Source organism: Neorhizobium galegae bv. orientalis str. HAMBI 540 (assembly GCF_000731315.1).
Lineage (GTDB): Bacteria > Pseudomonadota > Alphaproteobacteria > Rhizobiales > Rhizobiaceae > Neorhizobium > Neorhizobium galegae.
In genome coordinates, this window is the sequence record NZ_HG938353.1 from 1468735 (window position 1) to 1489855 (window position 21121).

Annotated in this window: 19 protein-coding genes; 14 read left to right on the forward strand and 5 right to left on the reverse strand. The window is 62.7% G+C overall.

From position 1 onward, the window contains the following. Positions 1-74: 74 nt before the first annotated feature. Positions 75-1562, reverse strand: a complete 1488-nt coding sequence (sthA, locus tag RG540_RS07520) for a Si-specific NAD(P)(+) transhydrogenase (RefSeq protein ID WP_038586240.1) — start codon at positions 1560-1562, stop codon at positions 75-77. Between the two features lie 217 nt (positions 1563-1779). On the opposite strand from sthA, the gene RG540_RS07525 reads away from it, so the two are divergent. From RG540_RS07525 to RG540_RS07555, 7 genes are all read left to right on the forward strand, one after another. After that, positions 1780-2520, forward strand: coding sequence for a FadR/GntR family transcriptional regulator (locus RG540_RS07525; protein WP_038586243.1), 741 nt, complete (start codon positions 1780-1782; stop codon positions 2518-2520). A gap of 90 nt (positions 2521-2610) precedes the next feature. Further along, positions 2611-4116 (forward strand): ABC transporter substrate-binding protein, encoded by a 1506-nt coding sequence (locus tag RG540_RS07530; RefSeq protein WP_038593293.1) that lies wholly within the window; start codon positions 2611-2613, stop codon positions 4114-4116. Positions 4117-4201: 85 nt separating this feature from the next. Continuing rightward, positions 4202-5149, forward strand: coding sequence for an ABC transporter permease (locus RG540_RS07535; RefSeq protein ID WP_038586246.1), 948 nt, complete (start codon positions 4202-4204; stop codon positions 5147-5149). Further along, entirely contained in the window at positions 5146-6021 is an 876-nt protein-coding gene (locus tag RG540_RS07540) for an ABC transporter permease (RefSeq protein WP_038586249.1), read from the forward strand. The genes RG540_RS07535 and RG540_RS07540 overlap by 4 nt, the downstream gene beginning before the upstream one ends. Positions 6022-6058: 37 nt before the next feature. Beyond that, positions 6059-7843 (forward strand): gamma-glutamyltransferase family protein, encoded by a 1785-nt coding sequence (locus tag RG540_RS07545; protein ID WP_038586252.1) that lies wholly within the window; start codon positions 6059-6061, stop codon positions 7841-7843. A 3-nt stretch (positions 7844-7846) separates the two neighbouring features. After that, positions 7847-8611, forward strand: a complete 765-nt coding sequence (locus RG540_RS07550) for a DUF1028 domain-containing protein (RefSeq protein ID WP_038586255.1) — start codon at positions 7847-7849, stop codon at positions 8609-8611. Positions 8612-8637: 26 nt separating this feature from the next. After that, a complete protein-coding gene (locus tag RG540_RS07555) occupies positions 8638-10449 on the forward strand; it encodes an ABC transporter ATP-binding protein (protein ID WP_038593297.1) in 1812 nt (603 codons plus the stop codon). Positions 10450-10562: 113 nt separating this feature from the next. Here RG540_RS07555 and radC read toward each other — a convergent pair whose 3' ends face one another. Both radC and map read right to left on the reverse strand, forming a co-directional pair. Then, positions 10563-11366, reverse strand: a complete 804-nt coding sequence (radC, locus tag RG540_RS07560) for a RadC family protein (protein WP_038586259.1) — start codon at positions 11364-11366, stop codon at positions 10563-10565. A gap of 3 nt (positions 11367-11369) precedes the next feature. After that, positions 11370-12206, reverse strand: coding sequence for a type I methionyl aminopeptidase (gene map / locus RG540_RS07565; protein ID WP_038586262.1), 837 nt, complete (start codon positions 12204-12206; stop codon positions 11370-11372). A 175-nt stretch (positions 12207-12381) separates the two neighbouring features. Between map and RG540_RS07570 the strand changes: the two genes are divergently transcribed. Beyond that, positions 12382-12630 (forward strand): type II toxin-antitoxin system Phd/YefM family antitoxin, encoded by a 249-nt coding sequence (locus RG540_RS07570; protein WP_038586265.1) that lies wholly within the window; start codon positions 12382-12384, stop codon positions 12628-12630. After that, positions 12620-12901, forward strand: a complete 282-nt coding sequence (locus RG540_RS07575; RefSeq protein WP_038586268.1) for a type II toxin-antitoxin system RelE family toxin — start codon at positions 12620-12622, stop codon at positions 12899-12901. Before RG540_RS07570 ends, RG540_RS07575 begins: the two co-directional genes overlap by 11 nt. Here the strand turns inward: RG540_RS07575 and sfsA are convergent. Then, a complete protein-coding gene (gene sfsA / locus RG540_RS07580) occupies positions 12877-13605 on the reverse strand; it encodes a DNA/RNA nuclease SfsA (protein ID WP_038586271.1) in 729 nt (242 codons plus the stop codon). The genes RG540_RS07575 and sfsA overlap by 25 nt on opposite strands. 11 nt (positions 13606-13616) lie before the next feature. Next, positions 13617-15476, reverse strand: coding sequence for a PHA/PHB synthase family protein (locus tag RG540_RS07585; protein WP_038586274.1), 1860 nt, complete (start codon positions 15474-15476; stop codon positions 13617-13619). 123 nt (positions 15477-15599) lie between these two features. Between RG540_RS07585 and RG540_RS07590 the strand changes: the two genes are divergently transcribed. The 5 genes from RG540_RS07590 (at position 15600) to recJ (ending at position 21100) form a co-directional block, all read left to right on the forward strand. Continuing rightward, positions 15600-16001, forward strand: coding sequence for a hypothetical protein (locus RG540_RS07590; RefSeq protein ID WP_038586276.1), 402 nt, complete (start codon positions 15600-15602; stop codon positions 15999-16001). A gap of 162 nt (positions 16002-16163) precedes the next feature. Continuing rightward, positions 16164-17381, forward strand: a complete 1218-nt coding sequence (locus RG540_RS07595; RefSeq protein ID WP_038586280.1) for an LL-diaminopimelate aminotransferase — start codon at positions 16164-16166, stop codon at positions 17379-17381. Between the two features lie 63 nt (positions 17382-17444). Further along, positions 17445-18767, forward strand: coding sequence for a homoserine dehydrogenase (locus RG540_RS07600; RefSeq protein WP_038586283.1), 1323 nt, complete (start codon positions 17445-17447; stop codon positions 18765-18767). 175 nt (positions 18768-18942) lie between these two features. Then, positions 18943-19179, forward strand: a complete 237-nt coding sequence (locus tag RG540_RS07605) for a hypothetical protein (protein ID WP_038586286.1) — start codon at positions 18943-18945, stop codon at positions 19177-19179. Between the two features lie 88 nt (positions 19180-19267). Continuing rightward, a complete protein-coding gene (gene recJ, locus RG540_RS07610; protein ID WP_038586289.1) occupies positions 19268-21100 on the forward strand; it encodes a single-stranded-DNA-specific exonuclease RecJ in 1833 nt (610 codons plus the stop codon). The last annotated feature ends 21 nt before the right edge of the window (positions 21101-21121 follow it).

Below are 21121 nucleotides of genomic sequence, written 5' to 3' on the forward strand. Positions count from 1 at the left end.
GCGACACCAAAGAAAAGCCGCCTTTCGAGGCGGCTTTTTTCGTTTGACCGGATGGCTTGGCGAGAACTACCGCCTCACTTGGAGGCGGCTTTTTTCTTCTCGCTGGCAGGTTCCGTGGTGGTCGCGGTCGTGTCCGTGGACTGGGAGGTTGCAACCGGTGCTTCCTTCGGGCCTTCGCCCATGCGGTTCCAGGCGTCGAGGCCGGCGATCTTGTAGGCTTCGGCGAGTGTCGGGTAGTTGAACGTGTTCTCGACGAAATATTCGACGGTGCCCTTGAGGTTCAGGACGGCCTGGCCGATGTGGACGAGTTCGGTCGCACCTTCGCCGACGATGTGGACGCCGAGCAGGCGACGGGTCTTCAGCGAGAAGATCAGCTTCAGGAGGCCGGTATCGAGGCCCATGATGTGGCCACGCGAGGTCTCGCGGAAGCGGGCGATGCCGCATTCGTAGGGAATGCCGCGCTCCTTCATTTCCTCCTCGGTGAGGCCGCAGGTGGAAATTTCCGGCACGGCATAGATGCCATAGGGGAAATATTTCTGCGGTTCCTTGGCGATCGCGCCGACGGCGACACGGGCCGCGACGCGCCCCTGTTCCATCGAGGTCGAAGCAAGGCTCGGAAACCCGACGACATCGCCGGCGGCATAGATGTTGGGAACGGAAGTCTCGAAGGTTTCCGGATTGACCTTGAGGCGGCCGCGGCTGTCGGCCTCAAGGCCGGCCGCGGCGAGGTTCAGTGTGTCGGTGGCGCCCATGCGGCCGGCGGCGAACAGCACCATGTCGGTAATGATCTGGCGGCCGCTATCCACGTGCACCATAACCTTGCCATCCGGCAGCCGTTCCACCTTGTCCGCCTTCTGGCCGAGCAGCAGCTTCATGTTGCGGTCGCGCAGCTGGTAGGTGAAGTCCTCGACGATCTCCCTGTCGATGAAATCCAGCATCGTCGACTTGGGGTCGATTACGGTGACCGCCGTGTCCAGCGCGCTGAAGATGGTCGCATATTCTATGCCGATGACGCCGGCGCCGATGACCACCATCGACCGGGGGAGCTGCTCGATTTCGAGCAGTTCGTCGCTGTCGAGAACCGTCTTGCCGTCGAATGGCATGTAGTCGGGACGGAAAGGCTTGGTGCCGACCGCAAGCAGGATCGACTTACCCATGACATGCATGACGTCGCCGTCGTCCTTGGCGATTGCCATCGTGTCGGGCGTGACGAAAGTCGCCTTGCCACGGATGCTCTGGACGCGGTTTCGGGCGAACTGGTGTTCCAGCACTTCGACTTCATGGTCGAGCGTGATCAGCAGGCGGCGACGCAGGTCCTCGGCGCTGATTTCCTGCTTGACCCGGTAGGCCTTGCCGTAGAAACCGCGTTCGCGCCAGCCGGACAGGTTGAGCGCCGTTTCGCGCAGCGTCTTCGACGGGATCGTGCCCGTATGGACCGATACGCCTCCGACCCTCTTGCCCTGTTCGACGACCAGAACCTTCTTGTCGAGCTTGGCTGCCTGGATGGCCGCACGGCGACCGGCCGGTCCGCTGCCGACGACGATGAGGTCGTATTGGTTCATGGGATGCTCCGCTCCGAATCTGTCGGCTGCCGCGATGCGGCAGCACTCACGAATCCCTTTGTAGCCGCCTATTCTAAAGTTTTGATTGCGGCTCGTCCAAGCCTTGATTTCAATCTGCATGCATCAATTTTGTGCACCGCAAGAATTGCCGAAAAATTAACTTGACGGAGGTGGGCAAATGCCGTCCATTCGAACCAATTAAAAATTGGTACAGAGAATGGTACAGGGGAAAGCGGGCGAGGCTCACGATAATTCGAGCTATGCGCTGGATCGCTTGAGAGAGCTTTTGAGAGCGGGGGAACTGGGTTCGGAAGGCCGCCTGCCGACCGAACGCGCTTTGACCGATATGCTCGGCATCAGCCGCCGCGCGGTGCGACGTGCACTCGAAGTGCTTGAATCCGAAGGCCTCATCTGGCGCCGCCAGGGTTCAGGCACCTTTATCGGCGAAAGACCGAGTGAGTGGAGCAACCATGTGAGCGCGATCGTCGCCGGCACGGACTTCATGGAGATCATGGAAGTCCGTCTGAGGATCGAACCGCAGCTTGCCCAACTGGCCGCCATGCGTGCCAAGCCGGCGGATATCGTCAAGATGCAAGAGATCGCCTTGAAGATCATCGAGAGCAGCGATGCTGACGCCCGCGAACTGTGGGATGGAACGCTACACCGGTTGATTGCCCAGAGCGCCGGCAACCAGCTTTTCCTGTCAATCTTCGACGTCATCAATCGCGTCCGCCAGGACGAGGCATGGCGGGCGATCCGCGAGCGTGCCCGTTCGAGCGGCGACGCGGTCAGCATCTCGTTTGCGCAGCACAAGATCATTATCGAGGCGATCGCCGAACGTGATCCGGTACGGGCAGGGGAGGCGATGCGCGAACATCTGCTGATGCTTCAGGAGCGGCTCATCCGCGCGACGTCCCTTGGCTCCGTGGAACAGGGATCGCTCAGCGAAGCAAGCTGAACGGTCGCCACGCGGCCCACCACCAGAAGCCGGAAACCGGCCAAGACTAAAAAACAGGAACCTAAAAACAAGAGAGGAATGTTCATCATGATGCGACTTACCAAGCTTACGACCGCGCTGCTGGCCGGCGCGCTTTTCGCCTTTCCGGCGCTTGCGGTCGATTTGCGCATCGGCCTGCAGGACGATGCCGACGTTCTCGATCCGGCCCAGTCCCGCACCTTCGTCGGCCGTATCGTCTATACCGCCCTGTGCGACAAGCTGGTCGACGTTTCGCCCGATCTGAAGATCGTTCCGCAACTCGCCACCGAGTGGAAATGGTCCGCCGACGGCAAGGAACTGACGATGAAGATCCGCGAGGGCATCAAGTTCCATGACGACACCCCGCTCGACGCCGCCGCCGTCGTTGCCACCATCGAACGTAACATGACCCTGCCGGAATCTCGCCGCAAGAGCGAACTGACGTCCGTCGCCAAGGTCGAGGCATCTGGTCCGCTGGAAGTCAAGTTCACGCTGAAGGCACCAGACGTGACGCTGCTCGCCCAGCTCTCCGACCGCGCCGGCATGATCGTCTCGCCGACCGCCGCCAAGGCGCTCGGCGCCAATTTCGGCTCCAAGCCTGTCTGCGCCGGTCCGTTCAAGTTTGTCGAGCGCGTCCAGCAAGACCGCATCGTGCTCGAAAAATTTAAGGATTACTGGAACAAGGACAAGATCTTCGTCGACAAGGTCACCTACCTGCCGATCCCGGATACGACCGTGCGCCTTGCCAACCTGCAGTCGGGTGACCTCGACTTCATCGAGCGTCTGGCTCCGACCGACGTTACCGCCGTCAAGGGCAATTCGGGCCTTAAATACGATGCGACCGTCAACATCGGCTATATGGCGCTTTACGCCAATATCGCCAACGGCGCGCGTGCCGACAATCCGTTCGGTAAGGACAAGCGCCTGCGCCAGGCCTTCTCGCTGGCGATCGACCGCGACGCCATGAACCAGATCGTTTATGAAGGCACCGCCGTTGGCGGCAATCAGCCGTTCCCGCCGAACAGCCCGTGGTTCAACAAGGCAATCCCGGTTCCGGCCCGCGATGTCGCCAAGGCCAAGGCTCTGATCAAGGCCGCCGGTTTCGACCGCGTGCCGGTCGAACTGCAGATCCCGAACAACCCGGTCGCCCAGCAGATGATGCAGATCCTGCAGTCGATGGTCGCTGAAGCCGGTTTCGACGTCAGCTTGAAGTCGACCGAGTTCGCCACCCTGCTCGAAGAGCAGACCCGTGGCAACTTCCAGCTCAGCCGCTCCGACTGGTCTGGCCGTGTCGATCCCGATGGCAACATCCATCAGTTCATCACCTGCAAGGGCGGCATCAACGACGTGAAATACTGCAATCCGGACGTCGACAAGCTGCTCAATGAAGCACGCGCCTCGACCGACGATGCGGTCCGCAAGCAGAAATATGATGCTGCGGGCGTGATCCTCAACGAAGACATGCCGGTCATCTATCTCGGTCATCAGTCGTGGATCTGGGCCTACAAGAAGAACGTCACGGGTTTCGTGCCCAGCCCTGACGGCATGATCCGCCTGCAAGGCGTCAAGAAAGGCTAAGCCTCCCGTGCCGCATGGGAGTGGACCCATGCGGCACTTTTCCTGCATCATTTTGTAACAACGTTGCTCAACGGGGGACGGCGTCATGCCTGTCTACATCGGAAAGCGTCTGCTGGTCGCCATCCCGACCTTGCTGATCATCTCCATTTTTGTCTTTTCACTGCAGAAACTGTTGCCCGGCGATCCCATTCTGGCCATGGCCGGCGAGGAGCGTGACCCTGCCGTCATCGAGTTCCTGCGCGACAAATACCGGCTGAACGATCCGGTCGTGGTGCAATATTTCTACTGGCTCGGCGGCGTGCTGGTGGGTGACTTCGGAATCTCGCTGCGCACCAACCAGCCTGTCCTGGAGCTGATCCTTCAGAAGCTGCCGGTGACGATCCAGCTTGCCGTGATGGCGATGTTCTTCGCCATGCTGATCGGCATTCCGATCGGCATCCTGGCAGCGGTCAAGAAGAACACCTTTATCGACTACATCGCCAATGTGCTGGCGCTGACCGGCCTGTCCATCCCGAATTTCTGGCTCGGCATCATGCTCATCCTGCTGATCTCGGTGCAGCTTGGCTGGCTGCCGGCCTCGGGCTTTGAGTCGATCTTCGTCGATCCTGTCCGGTCCCTGCAGACCATGGTCATGCCGGCCTTCGTACTCGGCAATGCGCTGGCCGCGACCCTGATGCGCCATACCCGCTCGGCGATGATCGGCGTGCTCAGCGCCGACTATATCCGCACCGCCCGCGCCAAGGGGCTTTCTCCGCGGGAAGTCATTCTGAGCCACAGTTTCCGCAATGCGCTGCTGCCGGTGGTGACCCTGTCGGCGCTGCTGTTTGGCGAACTGCTGGCCGGCGCCGTCCTGACAGAACAGATCTTCACCATTCCGGGCTTCGGCAAGCTGATCGTCGATGCCGTCTTCAACCGCGACTATGCGGTCGTGCAGGGCGTCGTGCTCTGCACGGCAGTCGGCTTCATCCTGATGAACCTCGTCGCCGACGTTCTTTATGTCCTGCTCAATCCGCGTCTGAGGGCCACCCTATGACCACGATCGACCAAGCGCCGCCGGTTGCGGCAGCCAAGCGCGACAGGAGCCGCGCCTGGCGAAAGATGAAGAAGAACCGGAGCGCGCTCGTCGGCGCCGTCATCGTCTTGTTCTTCGCAATCCTGGCGGCCAGCGCGCCGATCCTGCCGATCATCGATCCCGTCGCAACGAGCTGGACGGCGATCCGCAAGGCGCCCTCGGCCATGCACTGGCTCGGCACCGACGATCTCGGCCGCGATATCCTGTCCCGCATGATCTGGGGCGCCCGGGCGTCGCTGATGGCCGGCGTGTTCTCGGTTGCGATAGCGGTCGGCATCGGCGTGCCCTTCGGCCTCGTCTCCGGTTATTTCGGCGGCTGGGTGGATATGGTGATCTCGCGCATTACCGAGGCGCTGCTCGCCATGCCATTTCTAATCATGGCGATCGCGCTTGCGGCATTTTTGGGCCCGAGCCTGATGAACGCGATGATCGCCATCGGCCTGTCCGCCATGCCGATCTTCGTGCGGCTGACCCGCGGTCAGGTCCTGGCGGTCAAGACGGAGGATTATGTCGAAGGCGCACGCGCCGTTGGCCTGAACCACTTTGAAATCATGACCCGTTACATCTTGCCCAACGTTTTTGCCCCGATCATCGTCCAGGCGACGCTGACGATCGCAACCGCGATCATCGCCGAGGCGAGCCTTTCCTTCCTCGGCCTCGGCCAGCAGCCGCCGGCCCCGTCCTGGGGCTCGATGCTGAACGTTGCCAAGAACTTCCTGAGCCAGGCGCCCTGGATGGCGATGTGGCCGGGTGCGGCGATCTTCCTCGTCGTGATTGGTTTCAATCTCCTGGGCGATGGCCTGCGCGATGCGCTGGATCCCCGCGAAGCATGATGACCGCGCGAAGCGTGATGTGAAAGGACCTATACCCATGACTGAATTCACCACACGGCCGGAAATCCTCGGCACGTTCGGGGTCGTCACCTCGACCCACTGGATCGCCTCGGCCGTCGGCATGGCGATCCTCGAAAAGGGCGGCAATGCCTTCGATGCGGCTGTTGCAACCGGCTTCGTGCTGCAGATCGTCGAGCCGCATCTCTGCGGCCCGGGCGGCGACATGCCGGCCGTCTTCTATTCGAAGAAGAAGGACAAGGTCGAAGTCATCTGTGCCCAGGGGCCGGCGCCGGCTGGCGCCACCATCGAGCATTATACGTCGGAAGGCCTGAAGCTGATCCCCGGCGACGGCCTGCTCGCGACCGTCATCCCCGGCGCCTTCGACGGCTGGATGCTGATGTTGCGCGACTACGGCACGATGAGCGTTCGCGACGTGCTCGAGCCGGCGATCTACTATGCCGAACAGGGCCACCCGATGCTTGCCCGCGTTTCCGCGACCATCAAGGGGCTGGCGAGCTTCTTCGAGACGGAATGGCCGACCTCCTACGCGACCTGGCTACCCGGCGGCGTGGCGCCCGAGGCGCAGAGCAATTTCAAAAACCCGGTGCTCGCCGAGACCTGGAAGCGCCTCATTGCCGAGGCCGAAGCCAAGACCGGCCGCGAAAACCAGATCGAGGCCGCTCGGGACGCTTTCTATCGCGGCTTTGTCGCCGAGGCGATCGACCGTTATGTCTCGACGGCGGAAGTCATGGACGCGAGCGGCGCCCGCCACAAGGGCGTGCTGACCGCCGACGACATGGCCAACTGGCGGGCCACCGTCGAGGCGCCACAGACCTATGACTATCACGACTGGACCGTCGCCAAGACGCCGGCATGGGGGCAGGGGCCGGTGCTCTTGCAATCGCTGGCGCTGCTGAAGGGTTTCGACCTCTCGGCGATGGATCCGGCCGGCCCGGATTTCGTGCATGTCGTCGTCGAGGCCATGAAGCTCGCCTTCGCCGACCGCGAAGTCTATTACGGCGACCCGGATTTCGCGCAGATCCCGACCGAATATCTGTTATCGGAAGGCTACAATGCCGAGCGCCGCAAGCTGATCGGCAGCCAAGCCTCGCTCGAATTGCGGCCGGGCCGCGTGCCGGGCTACGACCGCCAGTTCGACCTCACCATGGGCATGCTGGCGGAAGTGAGCGGCAAGGGCGCGGTCTACGAGCCGACCATGTCGCACCTTACCGAAAAGCGCGGCGACACGGTGCATATCGACGTCATCGACCGCTGGGGCAACATGGTCTCGACCACGCCTTCCGGCGGCTGGCTGCAATCCTCGCCGATCGTGCCCGGCCTCGGTTTCGCGCTGAACTCCCGCGCGCAGATGTTCTGGCTGAAACCCGGCCTGCCGACCTCGCTGGAACCGGGAAAACGTCCGCGCACGACGCTGACCCCGTCGCTGGCGCTGCATCAGGGCCGCCCGACGCTGGTGTTCGGCACACCCGGCGGCGACCAGCAGGACCAGTGGCAGCTGCCCTTCTTCCTGCGCTACGTCCACCACAAGCCGAACCTGCAGGCGGCGATCGACATGCCGCTGTTCCACACCACCCATTTCCCGGGCTCCTTCTATCCGCGCACCAGCCAGCCGGGAAACATCATGGTGGAAAGCAATATCGGCGCCGACGTGCTAGCCGAACTGCGCCGCCGCGGCCATCAGATCACCGTTGCCGATCCCTGGAGCGTCGGCCGGCTGACCGCCGCACGCCGCGACGCGGACGGATTGCTGCGGGCCGCAGCGACGCCGCGCCTGATGCAGGCCTATGCGGTCGGGAGATAAGCCATGACTTGGTCGATCGTCGCACGCGACCCCGCGACGGGTCATTTCGGCATCGCAGTCGCCAGCCGCTTCTTCGCGGTCGGCGCCGCGGTCCCGCATATCAAGGGCAGGGTGGGCGCCGTTGCCACCCAGGCCTTCGTCAACCCGCTCTACGGCACGGACGGGCTGAAGCTTCTGGAAGAGGGCAAGAGCCCGCAGGAGATCATCGAGGTGCTGACGGCGCGCGATGACGGCCGGCGCCAGCGCCAGTTCCACCTGATTGACGCCAGCGGCCGCAACGCCGCCTATACCGGCGAAATCTGCGTCGACTGGGCCGGCCATCTGGTCGACGACAACGTCTCCGTCGCCGGCAACATGCTGGCCGGGCCGCAGGTGATCGCCGAGACGCTACGGGTCTATAAGCAAAAGACGGTCGAAGGGGCGCCGCTTGCCGAACGCCTGCTCGCCGCCATGGATGCAGGCGAGGCCGCCGGCGGCGACAAGCGCGGCAAGCAGTCTGCCGCCATGGTTCTCTATCGCAACCAGGATTACCCCTGGCTGCGCATCAATGCCGACGATCACGCCGACCCGCTCGGCGAACTGCGCCGGCTCTATGCGGTAGCGCAGGAGCGTTTCCTACATGTCGCCGAAACCATGCCGACCCGAGAAAACCCGCACGGCATGATCGACCGCCGGGTCATCGACCAGAAGATCGCCGAACTGGAAGCCACCCGCGAGGCGGAAGGCCGCGCCTCGGCCTCCTTTGCCACCCCCTGGAAGCCCCAATGACGGAAGCCCCCAAGACGGAAGCCCCAATGACCGAGACACCTGTTCTTTCCGTCAGGAACCTGACGACATCCTTCCTGGTCGACGGCGAATGGAAAAGCGTCGTCCGCGACGTCTCCTTCGATGTCCATCCCGGCGAAACGGTCGCGATCGTCGGCGAGAGCGGCTCCGGCAAGAGCGTTACCTCGCTGTCGATCATGCGGTTGCTTGCGGCCAACACGAGCAAGATCGAGGGCAGCATCCTGCTTTCCGGGCGAGATCTGCTGTCGATCTCCGAAAAGGAGATGCGCGGCGTGCGCGGCAACGACGCCTCGATGATTTTTCAGGAGCCGATGACCTCGCTCAATCCGATCTTCACGATCGGGCGGCAGATCTCGGAAGTGCTGACACGCCACAAAGGACTGTCGAAGTCGCAGGCGCGCGCCGAAACCGTGCGGCTGCTCGAAAAGGTCCGCATCCCGAACGCCGGTGCCCGGTTCGACGACTACCCGCACCAGTTCTCCGGCGGCATGCGCCAGCGCGTGATGATCGCGATGGCCTTGGCATCGAAGCCGAGGCTGCTGATCGCCGACGAACCGACCACCGCGCTCGATGTCACCATCCAGGGACAGATCCTCGATCTGATCAAGGTATTGCAGGAGGAGGAGGGCATGTCGGTGCTCTTCATCACCCATGACATGGGTGTCGTCGCCGAGATCGCCGACCGCACCATAGTCATGTATCGCGGCGAGGCTGTCGAAAGCGGTCCGACCGAAGAGATATTCCATCGCGGCAAGCACCCGTATACGCGGGCGCTTCTCTCCGCCGTACCGCGGCTCGGCTCAATGCAGGACCGCAAATGGCCCACCCGTTTCCCGGTCGTCGACATCGCGACCGGCGAGACCGCCGAGCCCAAGGAAGTCGCCGGCACCGTCGATACCCGCAAGACCCCTGTGCTGGCGGTCAAGAACCTCGTCACCCGCTTCGCCGTCCGCTCCGGCCTGTTCGCGACGCAGACGGGTTCCGTCCATGCGGTCGAGAACATTTCCTTCGATCTCTTCCAGGGCGAGACCTTGTCGCTGGTCGGTGAATCCGGCTGCGGCAAGTCGACGACCGGCCGCTCGATCATGCGGCTGATCGAGCCAACCAGCGGCGACGTGGCGCTTGATGGCTACGACGTCCTGCGCCTCGACCAGACGGGCCTGCGCGACATGCGCAAGACCATCCAGATGATCTTCCAGGATCCGTTCTCGTCGCTCAATCCGCGCATGACGGTCGGCGCCGCAATCTCCGAGCCCTTCGTCAAGCACAAGCTCGGCAACGCCAAGGACGCCAGGGAAAAGACCGCCGACCTGCTCCGCAAGGTCGGTCTGTCGCCCGACATGGCAGGCCGTTATCCGCACGAATTTTCCGGGGGCCAGCGCCAGCGCATCGCCATTGCCCGCGCCCTGTCGCTCGATCCGAAGGTGATCGTCGCCGACGAAAGCGTCTCGGCGCTCGACGTGTCGATCAAGGCACAGGTCTGCAACCTGCTCCTCGACCTGCAGCAGAGCCTCAACCTCGCATTCCTGTTCATCAGCCACGACATGGCGGTCGTCGAACGGGTCAGCCATCGGGTGGCGGTCATGTATCTCGGCGAGATCGTCGAGATCGGCCCGCGCGCCGCGGTCTTCGACAATCCGCAGCATCCCTATACGAAAAAGCTGATGGCCGCCGTTCCGGTGCCGGACCCGGCCCGCCGTGGCATCCGTCGGAGCATTTCGAACGACGAGCTGAAGAGCCCGGTTCGTCCGATGGGTTTCCAGCCGCCGGCGCGCGAATACCGCGAAGTGTCCGCAGGCCACATGGTGCAGGTGGCGTGACGCAACGATAACCTGCAGCGAAAGATGCTCTTTCGGTAGACTGCCAGTGCTCAATCCCTGGAGCCGCCGGATCGGATTAGGCATGCGGATACTCGGCACCGCCACTCCAAAACTCAGATCAGCCTCAGTCCCTTCAGGCTGACATGGCCGTCCTTGCCGATGATGATGTGGTCGTGCACCGTGATACCCAAGGGTTTCGCGGTGTCGACGATCGTCTTCGTCATGTCGATATCGGCACGGGAAGGCGTGGGGTCGCCGCTCGGGTGGTTGTGGACGAGGATGATCGCGGTCGCTGACAGCTCAAGCGCCCGGCGCACGACTTCGCGCGGATAGACCGGCGTATGATCAACGGTACCGTGGCCCTGCACCTCGTCGGCAATCAGAGCATTACGCTTGTCGAGAAAAAGGATGCGGAACTGTTCGCGGGGCTCGTACGCCATGACCGCATGGCAATAGTCGATCACGGAAGACCAGGACGACAGGACCTGCTTGCCGCGCAGTTCGCTTTTCAGCATCCGCTGCCCGACGGTCGCAACGAGCTTCAGGTCGAGCGCCACCGCCTCGCCGACGCCCTTGATCTCCTGCAGCAATCCCAGCGGCGCGCCCAGAACTCCGGCAAGCGTTCCGAAGCGGGCGATCAGCGCCTTGGCAAGCGGCTTTGTATCCCGGCGCGGGATCGATCGGAAGAGCAGGAGTTCCAGGATCTCGTAGTCCGCAAGCCCCGTATCGCCATGTTCGCGATATTTGGTTTTGAGACGTTCGCGGTGGCCATGGTAATGCGCCGCCGGCTCGTCGTCCTCCGCAAGTGCGGGCTTCTTGATGGCCTTTGGCTTTGTCAGCTGTTCGGCGAAAAAGCCGCGCTCGTCCTCGACGAAGGACGCCTGTTCGTCCGGCGGAGGAGCGGAGCGGTTGGCCATCCGTTACCTCGAAAGCGGCGGCAGGCCGGGCCGGTCGAAGCCCCCCGGCGAGAGCGTGAAAATCTCGCAGCCGGTGGCGGTGACGCCGATTGCGTGTTCGTATTGCGCCGACGGCGACCGGTCGCGGGTGACTGCGGTCCAGCCGTCGGACAGCACCTTCACATGCGGCTTGCCGAGATTGATCATCGGCTCGATGGTGAAGATCATCCCTTCCTTCATTTCCGGACCTTCGTCGGCACGGCCGTAATGCAGGATGTTCGGTGAATCGTGGAAAAGCCGGCCGACGCCATGGCCGCAGAAATCGCGCACCACCGAGCAGCGTTCCGCTTCCGCATAGGTCTGGATCGCCTCGCCGATCGCCCCGGTGCGGGCGCCGGGACGGACCGCCTCGATGCCGCGCATCAGGCATTCATAGGTGACTTCGAGCAGGCGCTCGGAGGCGCGCTTGATCACCCCCACCGGATACATCCGGCTCGAATCCCCGTGCCAGCCGTCGAGGATGTAGGTGACGTCGATATTGACGATATCGCCTTCGCGCAGCGGCTTGTCGTCCGGAATGCCATGGCAGACGACGTGGTTGATCGAGGTGCAGGAAGACTTCGTGTAACCGCGATAGTTCAGCGTCGCCGGCAGCGCGCCATGGTCCATGCCGAATTCGAAGACGAAGCGGTCTATCGCGTTGGTGGTGACGCCGGGCTGCACGATCGCCGCCAGCTCGTCGAGGCAGCGCGCCGTCAGCAGGCACGCCTTGCGCATGCCGGCAAAGTCGTCCGCAGTGTAGAGCCGGATCGCGCCCGTGTTTTTGAGGGGGGCGGAAACCGCCTCGATATAGTTGACCATGGTTCTTCTCTCGCAATCTCTCCGTTCATAAAGCAGCCGGCCCCGGTTCGTCCATGGCGATCGGAGATTTCAGCGCTTTTCTTCCCGACAATCCGAATGATGGGATTTAAAACGAGCCTTTTAAAGTGCTTCTTATGGGTCTATATAAGGTGCGAATTGGAGCATTGGAGCCACCATGGTCAGCATCGTCCTCGCCGAGGTCACCGCTAGTGTTTCCGAACTGAAGCGCAACCCGATGGGTACCGTCGCAGCAGGAGATGGAGCTCCTGTCGCCATCCTCAATCGCAACGAGCCCGCCTTCTACTGCGTGCCTGCAAAGGCTTACGAAGCTATGATGGACCGGTTGGAAGACTTTGAGCTCAATGCGCTTGCCGACAGCCGGGCAGGCGAGACCGTCATCAAGGTAACGCTGGATGAGCTATGAGCTCGCGTTTCTGGATGTTGCGCTGAAGGAATGGCGCAAGCTCGACTCGAATATCCGCGAGCAGTTCAAGAAGAAATTGGCCGAACGCCTCGAAGATCCGCGCGTCACTGCCGCCCAGCTTCATGTATCCAAGGACCGCTACAAAATTAAGCTGCGCTCCATCGGCTATCGCCTCGTCTATGAAGTTCGCGATACGCAACTGATCGTCTTGGTAGTCGCCGTCGGCAGACGGGATCGAGATGCGGTCTACAAAGGGGCCGAAAAACGATAGCCGAGATCTTCGATCGGGATCAGCCCCGACGGCGCGATTTCCTCCGGCGAAACGTGGCAATCGACGGCATAGGCCTCAACGCCGCGGGACTTGGCGCGCTCGAAGGCGAGCGCATAGAATGGGTCGAGATCTCCGCAGATACGGAAACGCGAGCAGTCGTGTCGCTGGATGAGGTAGATCATCACCGCTCGGTGGCCGGCCTCCGCCATGTCGCCCAGCTCTTCCAGATGTTTGGCACCGCGCTTGGTGACGGTGTCGGGAAATTCGGCCAGCCCCGGCTCACGACAGAAATGGACGTTCTTGACCTCCACATAGACATTCGGCAGATCGCCATTCAGAAGCAGGAAGTCGATGCGTGAATTGCGGCCGTAGCGCTGTTCGCGCAGGATCGTCTCGTAACCAGCAAGGCTCGGGATCAGCCCGGCGCGGATTGCTTCTTCGGTGAGCCGGTTCGGCAGGCCGGTATTGATGCCGACGCGCTCGCCGTCCACCTCGACCATCTCGAACATGTGCCGGTATTTGCGGGTGGGGCTGTCATGCAGCGACACCCAGATCTTCGAGCCCGGCGTCGTCAGCCCTCGCATCGAACCGGTATTGGGGCAGGAGCCGGTAAACGGCGTGCCGTCCTCCAGCACGGCGTCGAACAGGAAGCGCTTGTAGCGTTGCAGGAGTGTCGCAGGCACCAGCGGCGGATCGAAACGCATCGGGATAAGGATCAGACGCGTTCGAGCACGTAGGTGCCGGGCGCATCGGCGATCGCATTGAGCGCCTTGCCGCCGGGCTTGCGCGCCGGCACGCGCTCGTCGTCCTTTGCCTCGGCCCATGCATGCCAGTGCGGCCACCATGATCCCCTGTTTTCCTCGGCGCCCCTCAGCCAATCTTCGTACTGGCCCTCGGCCTTGCCGCCGGTCCAGTACTGGTATTTCTGCTTGTCGGGCGGGTTGACGACGCCTGCGATGTGGCCCGAGCCGGTCAGCACGAAATCCACCGGCCCGCCGAACAGCGAGGAGCCGAGGAAGACCGATTTTGGCGGCGCGATATGGTCTTCTCGGGTGGCGAGATTATAGACCGGGATCTTGATGTCCTTGAGCGAGATCGTCTTGCCGGCGAGTTTCATCTCGCCCTTGCTGAGGGTGTTGTTGAGGTAGCAGTTGCGCAGGTAATAGGCGTGGTTGGCCGCCCCCATGCGCGTGCTGTCGGAATTCCAGTAGAGCAGGTCGAAGGGCATCGGTTCCTTGCCCTTGAGGTAGTTGCTGACGACATAGGGCCAGATCAGTTCCGAGGCGCGCAGCATGTTGAAGGCGGTCGCCATCTTAGAACCGTCGAGATAGCCGACCGCATTCATCTGCTTTTCCATCGCCGCGATCTGTTCCTCGTCGACGAACACCTTGAGATCGCCCGCATGGGTGAAATCCACCTGGGTGGTGAGGAAGGTTGCCGACGCGATGCGGCTGTTCTTCTTCTGGGCGTGATAGGCAAGCGTTGCGGCAAGCAGCGTGCCGCCGACGCAATAACCGATCGCATTGACCTGGCGTTCGCCGGTTGCCTTCTCGACCGTCGTCAGCGCGAAGTCGATCCCTTCGCGCATGTAGGATTCCCAGTCCTTTTTCGCGTGGCGTTCATCGGGATTGACCCAGGAGATCACGAACACCGTGTGGCCCTGGTCGACGCACCACTTGATGAAGCTCTTCTGCGGGTTGAGGTCGAGGATATAGAACTTGTTGATCCACGGCGGGCAGATGAGGAGAGGGCGCTTCAGCACCGTTTCCGTCGAGGGCTCGTACTGGATGACCTCGCAGACCTCACTCTGGGCGACCACCTTGCCCGGCGTCAGCGCCATGTTGCGGCCGATCGCGAACTTGGTCGCGTCGGTATGGCGCAGCCTGAGGTCCCCACCGCCGGCGGCGATGTCCTCGGCGAACATCTTCATGCCCGCCACCAGGTTGGCGCCGTTGCTGGCGACGGTCTCGCGATACACCTCCGGATTGGTGAGAGCGAAATTGGCCGGCGAAAGGGCTGCCGTCACCTGCTTTACGTAGAAGGCGGCCTTGTGGCGGGTGTGCTCGTCAAGCCCTTCGGCTTCGTTGACCAGCTTGTCCGCCCAGGAGGCAGTGACGAGATAGAGCTGCCGGAGGAGGGCGAAGAACGGGTTCTTCATCCAGTCGTCGTCGGCGAAACGTTTGTCCTTCGGCAGGGTATCGGTCTCGGAGGCGACCGGCTGGCCGGAGTATTGCCCCGAAAACTGATTGAGCGTCCGCGTCCAGATGCCGATATAGCTGGAAAACAGCAGGGTCTGGGCTTCGAGCGTCCGCTTCGGATCCGAAATCCAGTATTCGGTGACCTTGGAAAGGGTCTTCACGAGGTCGGTCATCGGGTCGGCGACCGAATCGCCGATCTCGCCGCGTTCGCGCGGGCCGAGCCATTCCGACGCCGCTTTGCCGAGATTCTCGAGCGCCCGGGCGAAGTTCATGGCGAGCGCCTGCGGGTCCTTGACCACATAGGCCTCGACCGATTTGGGGTCGAATCCCGGAAATTCCTGTCCGGTCTGCCCTTTGTCGTCGGTCTTTTCCGCCACGTGCGGCCTCCCCACAGTTTGTTAGTTGTTTTCGTTTGTACATTGTGCCTGAAAGCGAATACAAGTGCCAGCGATCGGCGCCTTCAGGTGCATTTGGCCGATGACGGAAACTGGGTTACGGAAATGGAAAAACTGAGGCATCGGATCGGCAGCTTACCGCTTTTCATCGGTCTTGGCGCGCTCTCTCTGCTGGCCGGCTGCAACAGCAACACCTTTGCTCTGGATGACGGTATTCCGAACACCGCACCGCCGGCCGTGGTCGTCCAGACCAAGACCGCGCCGCCGCCAGGCCCTGTCACTAGGCAGAACACCGGCGTTTATCCGAGCTTCGATCCGACGCTGCGCGCTGCGGCCGAGCAGATCGAGGACGAGGATTACAACAAGAGCGAGCCGCGCCTTGCATCGCTCGCTCGCCTGCGCAGATCCGGTTCGATCTCCGAAGCCGAATATCAACGCCGGGTCGCCGAATACCGCAAGCTTGCCGCTGAGCACGGCAAGGACGCATTGGCGCATATCGCCAAGTAGCTCATATCGCCAAGTAGTCTGGGCAAACCAAGTCATCCGGGCCACCCGGTATCGGCAAATAGCACTTGCCTTTCGGCGCTTTTGGTCGCAAAGCAAAAAATCGCCAATCATGCGACACCGGCGCGTCGCGTCTGACGCTGCGCGCCCTCCACGGGGAGAAAGATGGAAGAGTTTCATAAAGTCCGACGCCTGCCGCCATACGTCTTCGAACAGGTCAACCGTTTGAAGGCGAGCGCGCGAGCGGGTGGCGCGGACATTATCGATCTCGGCATGGGCAATCCCGACCTTCCGACCCCGAAGGCGATCGTCGACAAGCTGTGCGAAGTGGTTCAGGACCCGCGCACCCATCGTTATTCGTCGTCCAAGGGCATTCCCGGCCTTCGCCGCGCCCAGGCCGCCTACTACGCTCGCCGTTTTGGCGTGAAGCTCAACCCGGATACCCAGGTCGTGGCGACACTCGGTTCCAAGGAAGGCTTCGCCAACATGGCGCAGGCGATCACCGCGCCTGGCGACGTTATCCTCTGCCCCAACCCGACCTATCCGATCCACGCCTTCGGCTTCCTGATGGCTGGCGGCGTGATCCGCTCGATGTCGGTAGAGCCGGACGACAGCTTCTTCCCGCCGCTCGAACGCGCGGTGAAGCATTCGATTCCGAAGCCGCTGGCGCTGATCCTCAACTATCCGTCCAACCCGACGGCGCATGTCGCCTCGCTGGACTTCTATAAGGAAGTGGTGAGCTTTGCCAGGAAGCACGACATCATCGTGCTCTCCGATCTTGCCTATTCGGAAATCTATTTCGACGGCGAACCGCCACCGTCGGTGCTGCAGGTACCCGGCGCGATGGATATCGCCGTCGAGTTCACCTCGATGTCGAAGACCTTTTCCATGCCCGGCTGGCGCATCGGCTTTGCGGTCGGCAACGAACGGCTGATCTCGGCGCTGACCCGCGTCAAATCGTACCTCGATTACGGCGCCTTCACGCCGATCCAGGTCGCCGCGACGCATGCGCTCAACGGCGACGGTGCCGACATTGCCGAAGTCCGCAACGTCTACAAGCGCCGCCGCGACGTGATGGTCGATGCTTTCGGCAAGGCCGGTTTCGAAGTGCCGCCGCCGGCAGCCACCATGTTCGCCTGGGCCAAGATCCCCGAAAAGTTCCGCCACCTCGGCAGCCTCGAATTCTCAAAACTGCTGGTCGAGAAGGCGGACGTTGCCGTCGCGCCGGGCATCGGTTTCGGCGAGATGGGCGACGACTATGTTCGTCTGGCGCTGGTCGAGAACGAACACCGCATCCGTCAGGCGGCCCGCAACATCAAGAAGTTCCTGTCGACGGCCGACGAGACGATGCACAACGTCATCTCGCTCAACACGCGCCGCTGATCGGACCAGCATTTCCGGCGGCCCGCTTGGGCCGCCACCTCCCAGGTAATCAGGAAGAATAGCATGGCAGACGCCCTCAAAGTCGGCATTGCGGGTCTCGGCACTGTGGGTGCCTCGCTCGTCCGGATCATCCAGACCCGCGCGAATGAATTGGCAACGACGTGCGGCCGTGCGATCGAGATCACGGCGGTCACGGCACGCGACAGGTCGCGCGACCGCGGCATCGATATTTCCGGCATCGCCTGGTTCGACACGCCGGAAAAGATGGCCAACGAGGCCGATATCGACGTTTTTGTGGAGTTGATAGGCGGCGCCTCGGGTGCTGCCGCCGATTCCGTAAAGGCAGCGCTGACGCGTGGTCTTCATGTGGTGACAGCCAACAAGGCGCTGCTTGCAGCGTCCGGTGTCGAGCTTGCCAAGATCGCCGAAGAGAAAAGTGTCCTTCTCAATTTCGAAGCAGCCGTCGCCGGTGGCATTCCGGTCATCAAGGCACTTCGCGAGTCGCTGACCGGCAATACCGTGTCGCGCGTCTACGGCATCATGAACGGCACCTGCAACTACATCCTGACCCGGATGGAGAAGGAAGGCCTGTCGTTTGCCGATTGCCTCAAGGAAGCGCAGCGCCTCGGTTATGCGGAGGCCGACCCGGCCTTCGACATCGAGGGCAACGATACGGCTCACAAGCTTGCCATCCTGACGACGCTCGCCTTCGGCACGCAGATCGCCGCCGACGAGATTTATCTCGAGGGCATCAGCAATATCTCGATCGAGGACATCCATGCGGCCGCCGACCTCGGCTACCGGATCAAGCTGCTCGGCGTTGCGCAGTTGACTGACAGCGGTATCGAGCAGCGTGTCCATCCGACCATGGTGCCGCACGACTCGGTCATCGCCCAGGTCGACGGCGTCACCAATGCGGTGGCGATCGAATCCGATATTCTAGGCGAACTGCTGATGGTCGGCCCCGGCGCCGGTGGCAACGCGACCGCTTCCGCCGTTCTTGGCGATATCGCCGACATCGCTAAGAGCAGCCCGGGCGCGCAGCGCGTTCCAGTCCTCGGAACCCCGGCCGCATCGCTGGCGCCTTACAAGCGGGCTCGCATGCAGAGCCATGAGGGCGGCTACTTCATCCGCCTGACGGTGGCCGATCGCACCGGCGTGTTTGCCAGCATCGCTGCCCGCATGGCTGAAAACGGCATCTCGCTGGAATCGATCATGCAGCGATCCAAGCCGGATGCCGCGACTGACACACCGAAGACGATCATCCTCGTCACCCACGCGACCACCGAGCATTCGGTGCGCAAGGCGGTCGATGCGATCAAGGCCGAGAGCTATCTCGTCGGCGAGCCCCAGGTGATTCGCATCGAGCGGCCCAAGGCTTTTTAAGAAAGCGGATCGCTTCGAAAAGCCGGCGCTGCTGTTTCCTGTGGGTAACGCCGGAACTTTTCGAGAACATCTTCGAAAACAAGGGCCGCAAAGGCTCTCGGACTGGCCGCTCGGGGGCCTCTGGACGTAAATTGCCAATGGCAATCACCGTCGAGGAGGCACTTGCGCGATCGCCATGAATACGCGGGCCGTCAAGACGCGAAACTTGAACACGCGGAACAAGGGATACCGGCTGCGGCTCGGTGGAGCCTGCCCCAAGCCACATGGCTCGCGGCCCACGCGTCGCATCCACGCCAACGATCAGCCCGGCAGAGACGAGTTTGCAGGGCGGCGCAGTTTCGCTTTCCTGCTGGTATTCTTCGCCGCCGCGGCCGGTATCAGCGGCTCGGCATTCGTCTGGTCGATGTTGTGAACGGCCGGTTACCGAAAGATGGCCCGATCCGCCCGGCGATCCTGTCAAATCGATTCCTCTCGCCCTCGCGATACGCTAAAAGCGCTCCATGACCAGAATTTTCTCCGCGCTTTCGTCCACGGCGGAAACGGTTGATCCCGTCCCGCGCGCATTCCTCGGCGTCGAACGCTCCGCTGGCGACCAGCGCTGGGTGTCGCGCCTCGATCAGGCGGCCCAGAACCGGGCGCTGGCGATCGCCCAGGTCCACGGCATACCCGATCTCGTCGCCCGGGTGCTGGCCGGCCGCGGCGTTACGCTCGACGATGCTCCCGCTTTCCTCGACCCGACCATCCGTTCGCTGATGCCGGATCCTTACACACTCACCGATTGCGAAAAGGCGGTGCTGCGGCTCGCCGATGCGATCGCCCGGCAGCAGAAGGTGGCGATCTTCGGCGATTACGACGTCGACGGCGCGTCTTCTTCAGCATTGCTCTACCGGTTCCTCCGCCATTTCGGCGTCGAGGCGGAAATCTATATTCCCGACCGCATCTTCGAAGGGTACGGCCCCAATCCGACGGCGATCCGTCAGCTGATCGCAAATGGCGCAAGCCTCATCGTTACCGTCGATTGCGGCTCCACCAGCCACGATGCGCTTGCCGCAGCGCGCGACGAACGCTGCGACGTCGTGGTCATCGACCACCACCAGCTAGGCCACGAACTGCCGCCATGCCTGGCGCTCGTCAATCCGAACCGCGAGGACGATCTCTCGGGCCAGGGGCATCTCTGCGCCGCCGGCGTCGTTTTCCTGGTTCTGGTCGCCGCCGCGCGCCACATGCGGCAAATCGGCGATCCGCGCGCCGGATCGCTCGATCTGCTCGCCTGGCTCGACATCGTCGCGCTGGCCACCGTCTGCGACGTGGTGCCGCTGAAGGGTCTCAATCGTGCCTACGTGGTCAAGGGCCTGCTTGCGGCCCGCCATATGGGCAATGCCGGGCTTTCGGCGCTGTTCCGCAAGGCGGGGCTCGGCGGCCCGGTGACGCCCTATCATTTCGGCTTCCTGATCGGCCCGCGCATCAATGCCGGCGGACGGATCGGCGATGCGGCGCTCGGCAGCCGCCTGCTGACGCTGGAAGATCCGATCGAGGCGGAGGTGATCGCCGAGCGGCTGGACGAACTCAACCGCGAGCGGCAGGCGATGGAAGCCGCCATGCTCGCGGAGGCGGAAGCCGAGGTGCTGGCCGAATACGGCAACGGTGAGGGGGCAAACGTGATCGTCACGGCGCGCGACAAGTGGCATCCCGGCATCGTCGGGCTGATCGCGGCGCGGCTGAAGGAGAAATTCAAGCGCCCGGCTTTTGCGATCGCCTTCGATCCGTCTGGCAGGGGCACCGGGTCCGGCCGCTCGATCAACGGCTTCGACATGGGCCGCATGGTCCGCGCTGCGGTGGACTCAGGTTTGCTCGTCAAGGGCGGCGGCCACGCCATGGCGGCGGGGTTGACCGTCGAGCGCAGCAATCTCGGCCGCCTGCGGGCTTTCTTCGAGGAAATGGCGGGCGAGGGCGTGCCGGCACTGGTCGCCAATCACGTACTGAAGATCGATGGCGCGCTTTCGGCTTCCGGTGCGACGGTCGAACTCTTCGACCAGCTCGAACAGGCCGGCCCCTATGGTTCCGGTCATTCGCAGCCCGTTTTCGCGATACCTGCCCACCGGCTGAAGGATGCCCGCCTGGTTGGCACCGCGCATATCAAGGTGACGCTGGAGGCGGCCGACGGCTCACGGCTCGAAGGGATCGCCTTCCGGGCCTCCGAAACGCCGCTCGGCAATATGCTGCTGAATTCGAGGGGCGCGCAGATCCACGCCGCCGGCTGCCTCACTGCCGACCAATGGCAGGGCACGCGCCGCATGCAGCTTCGCTTGCTCGACGCCGTGAAGGCGCTGTAAGGAGGCGTGTCAATTTTTTTT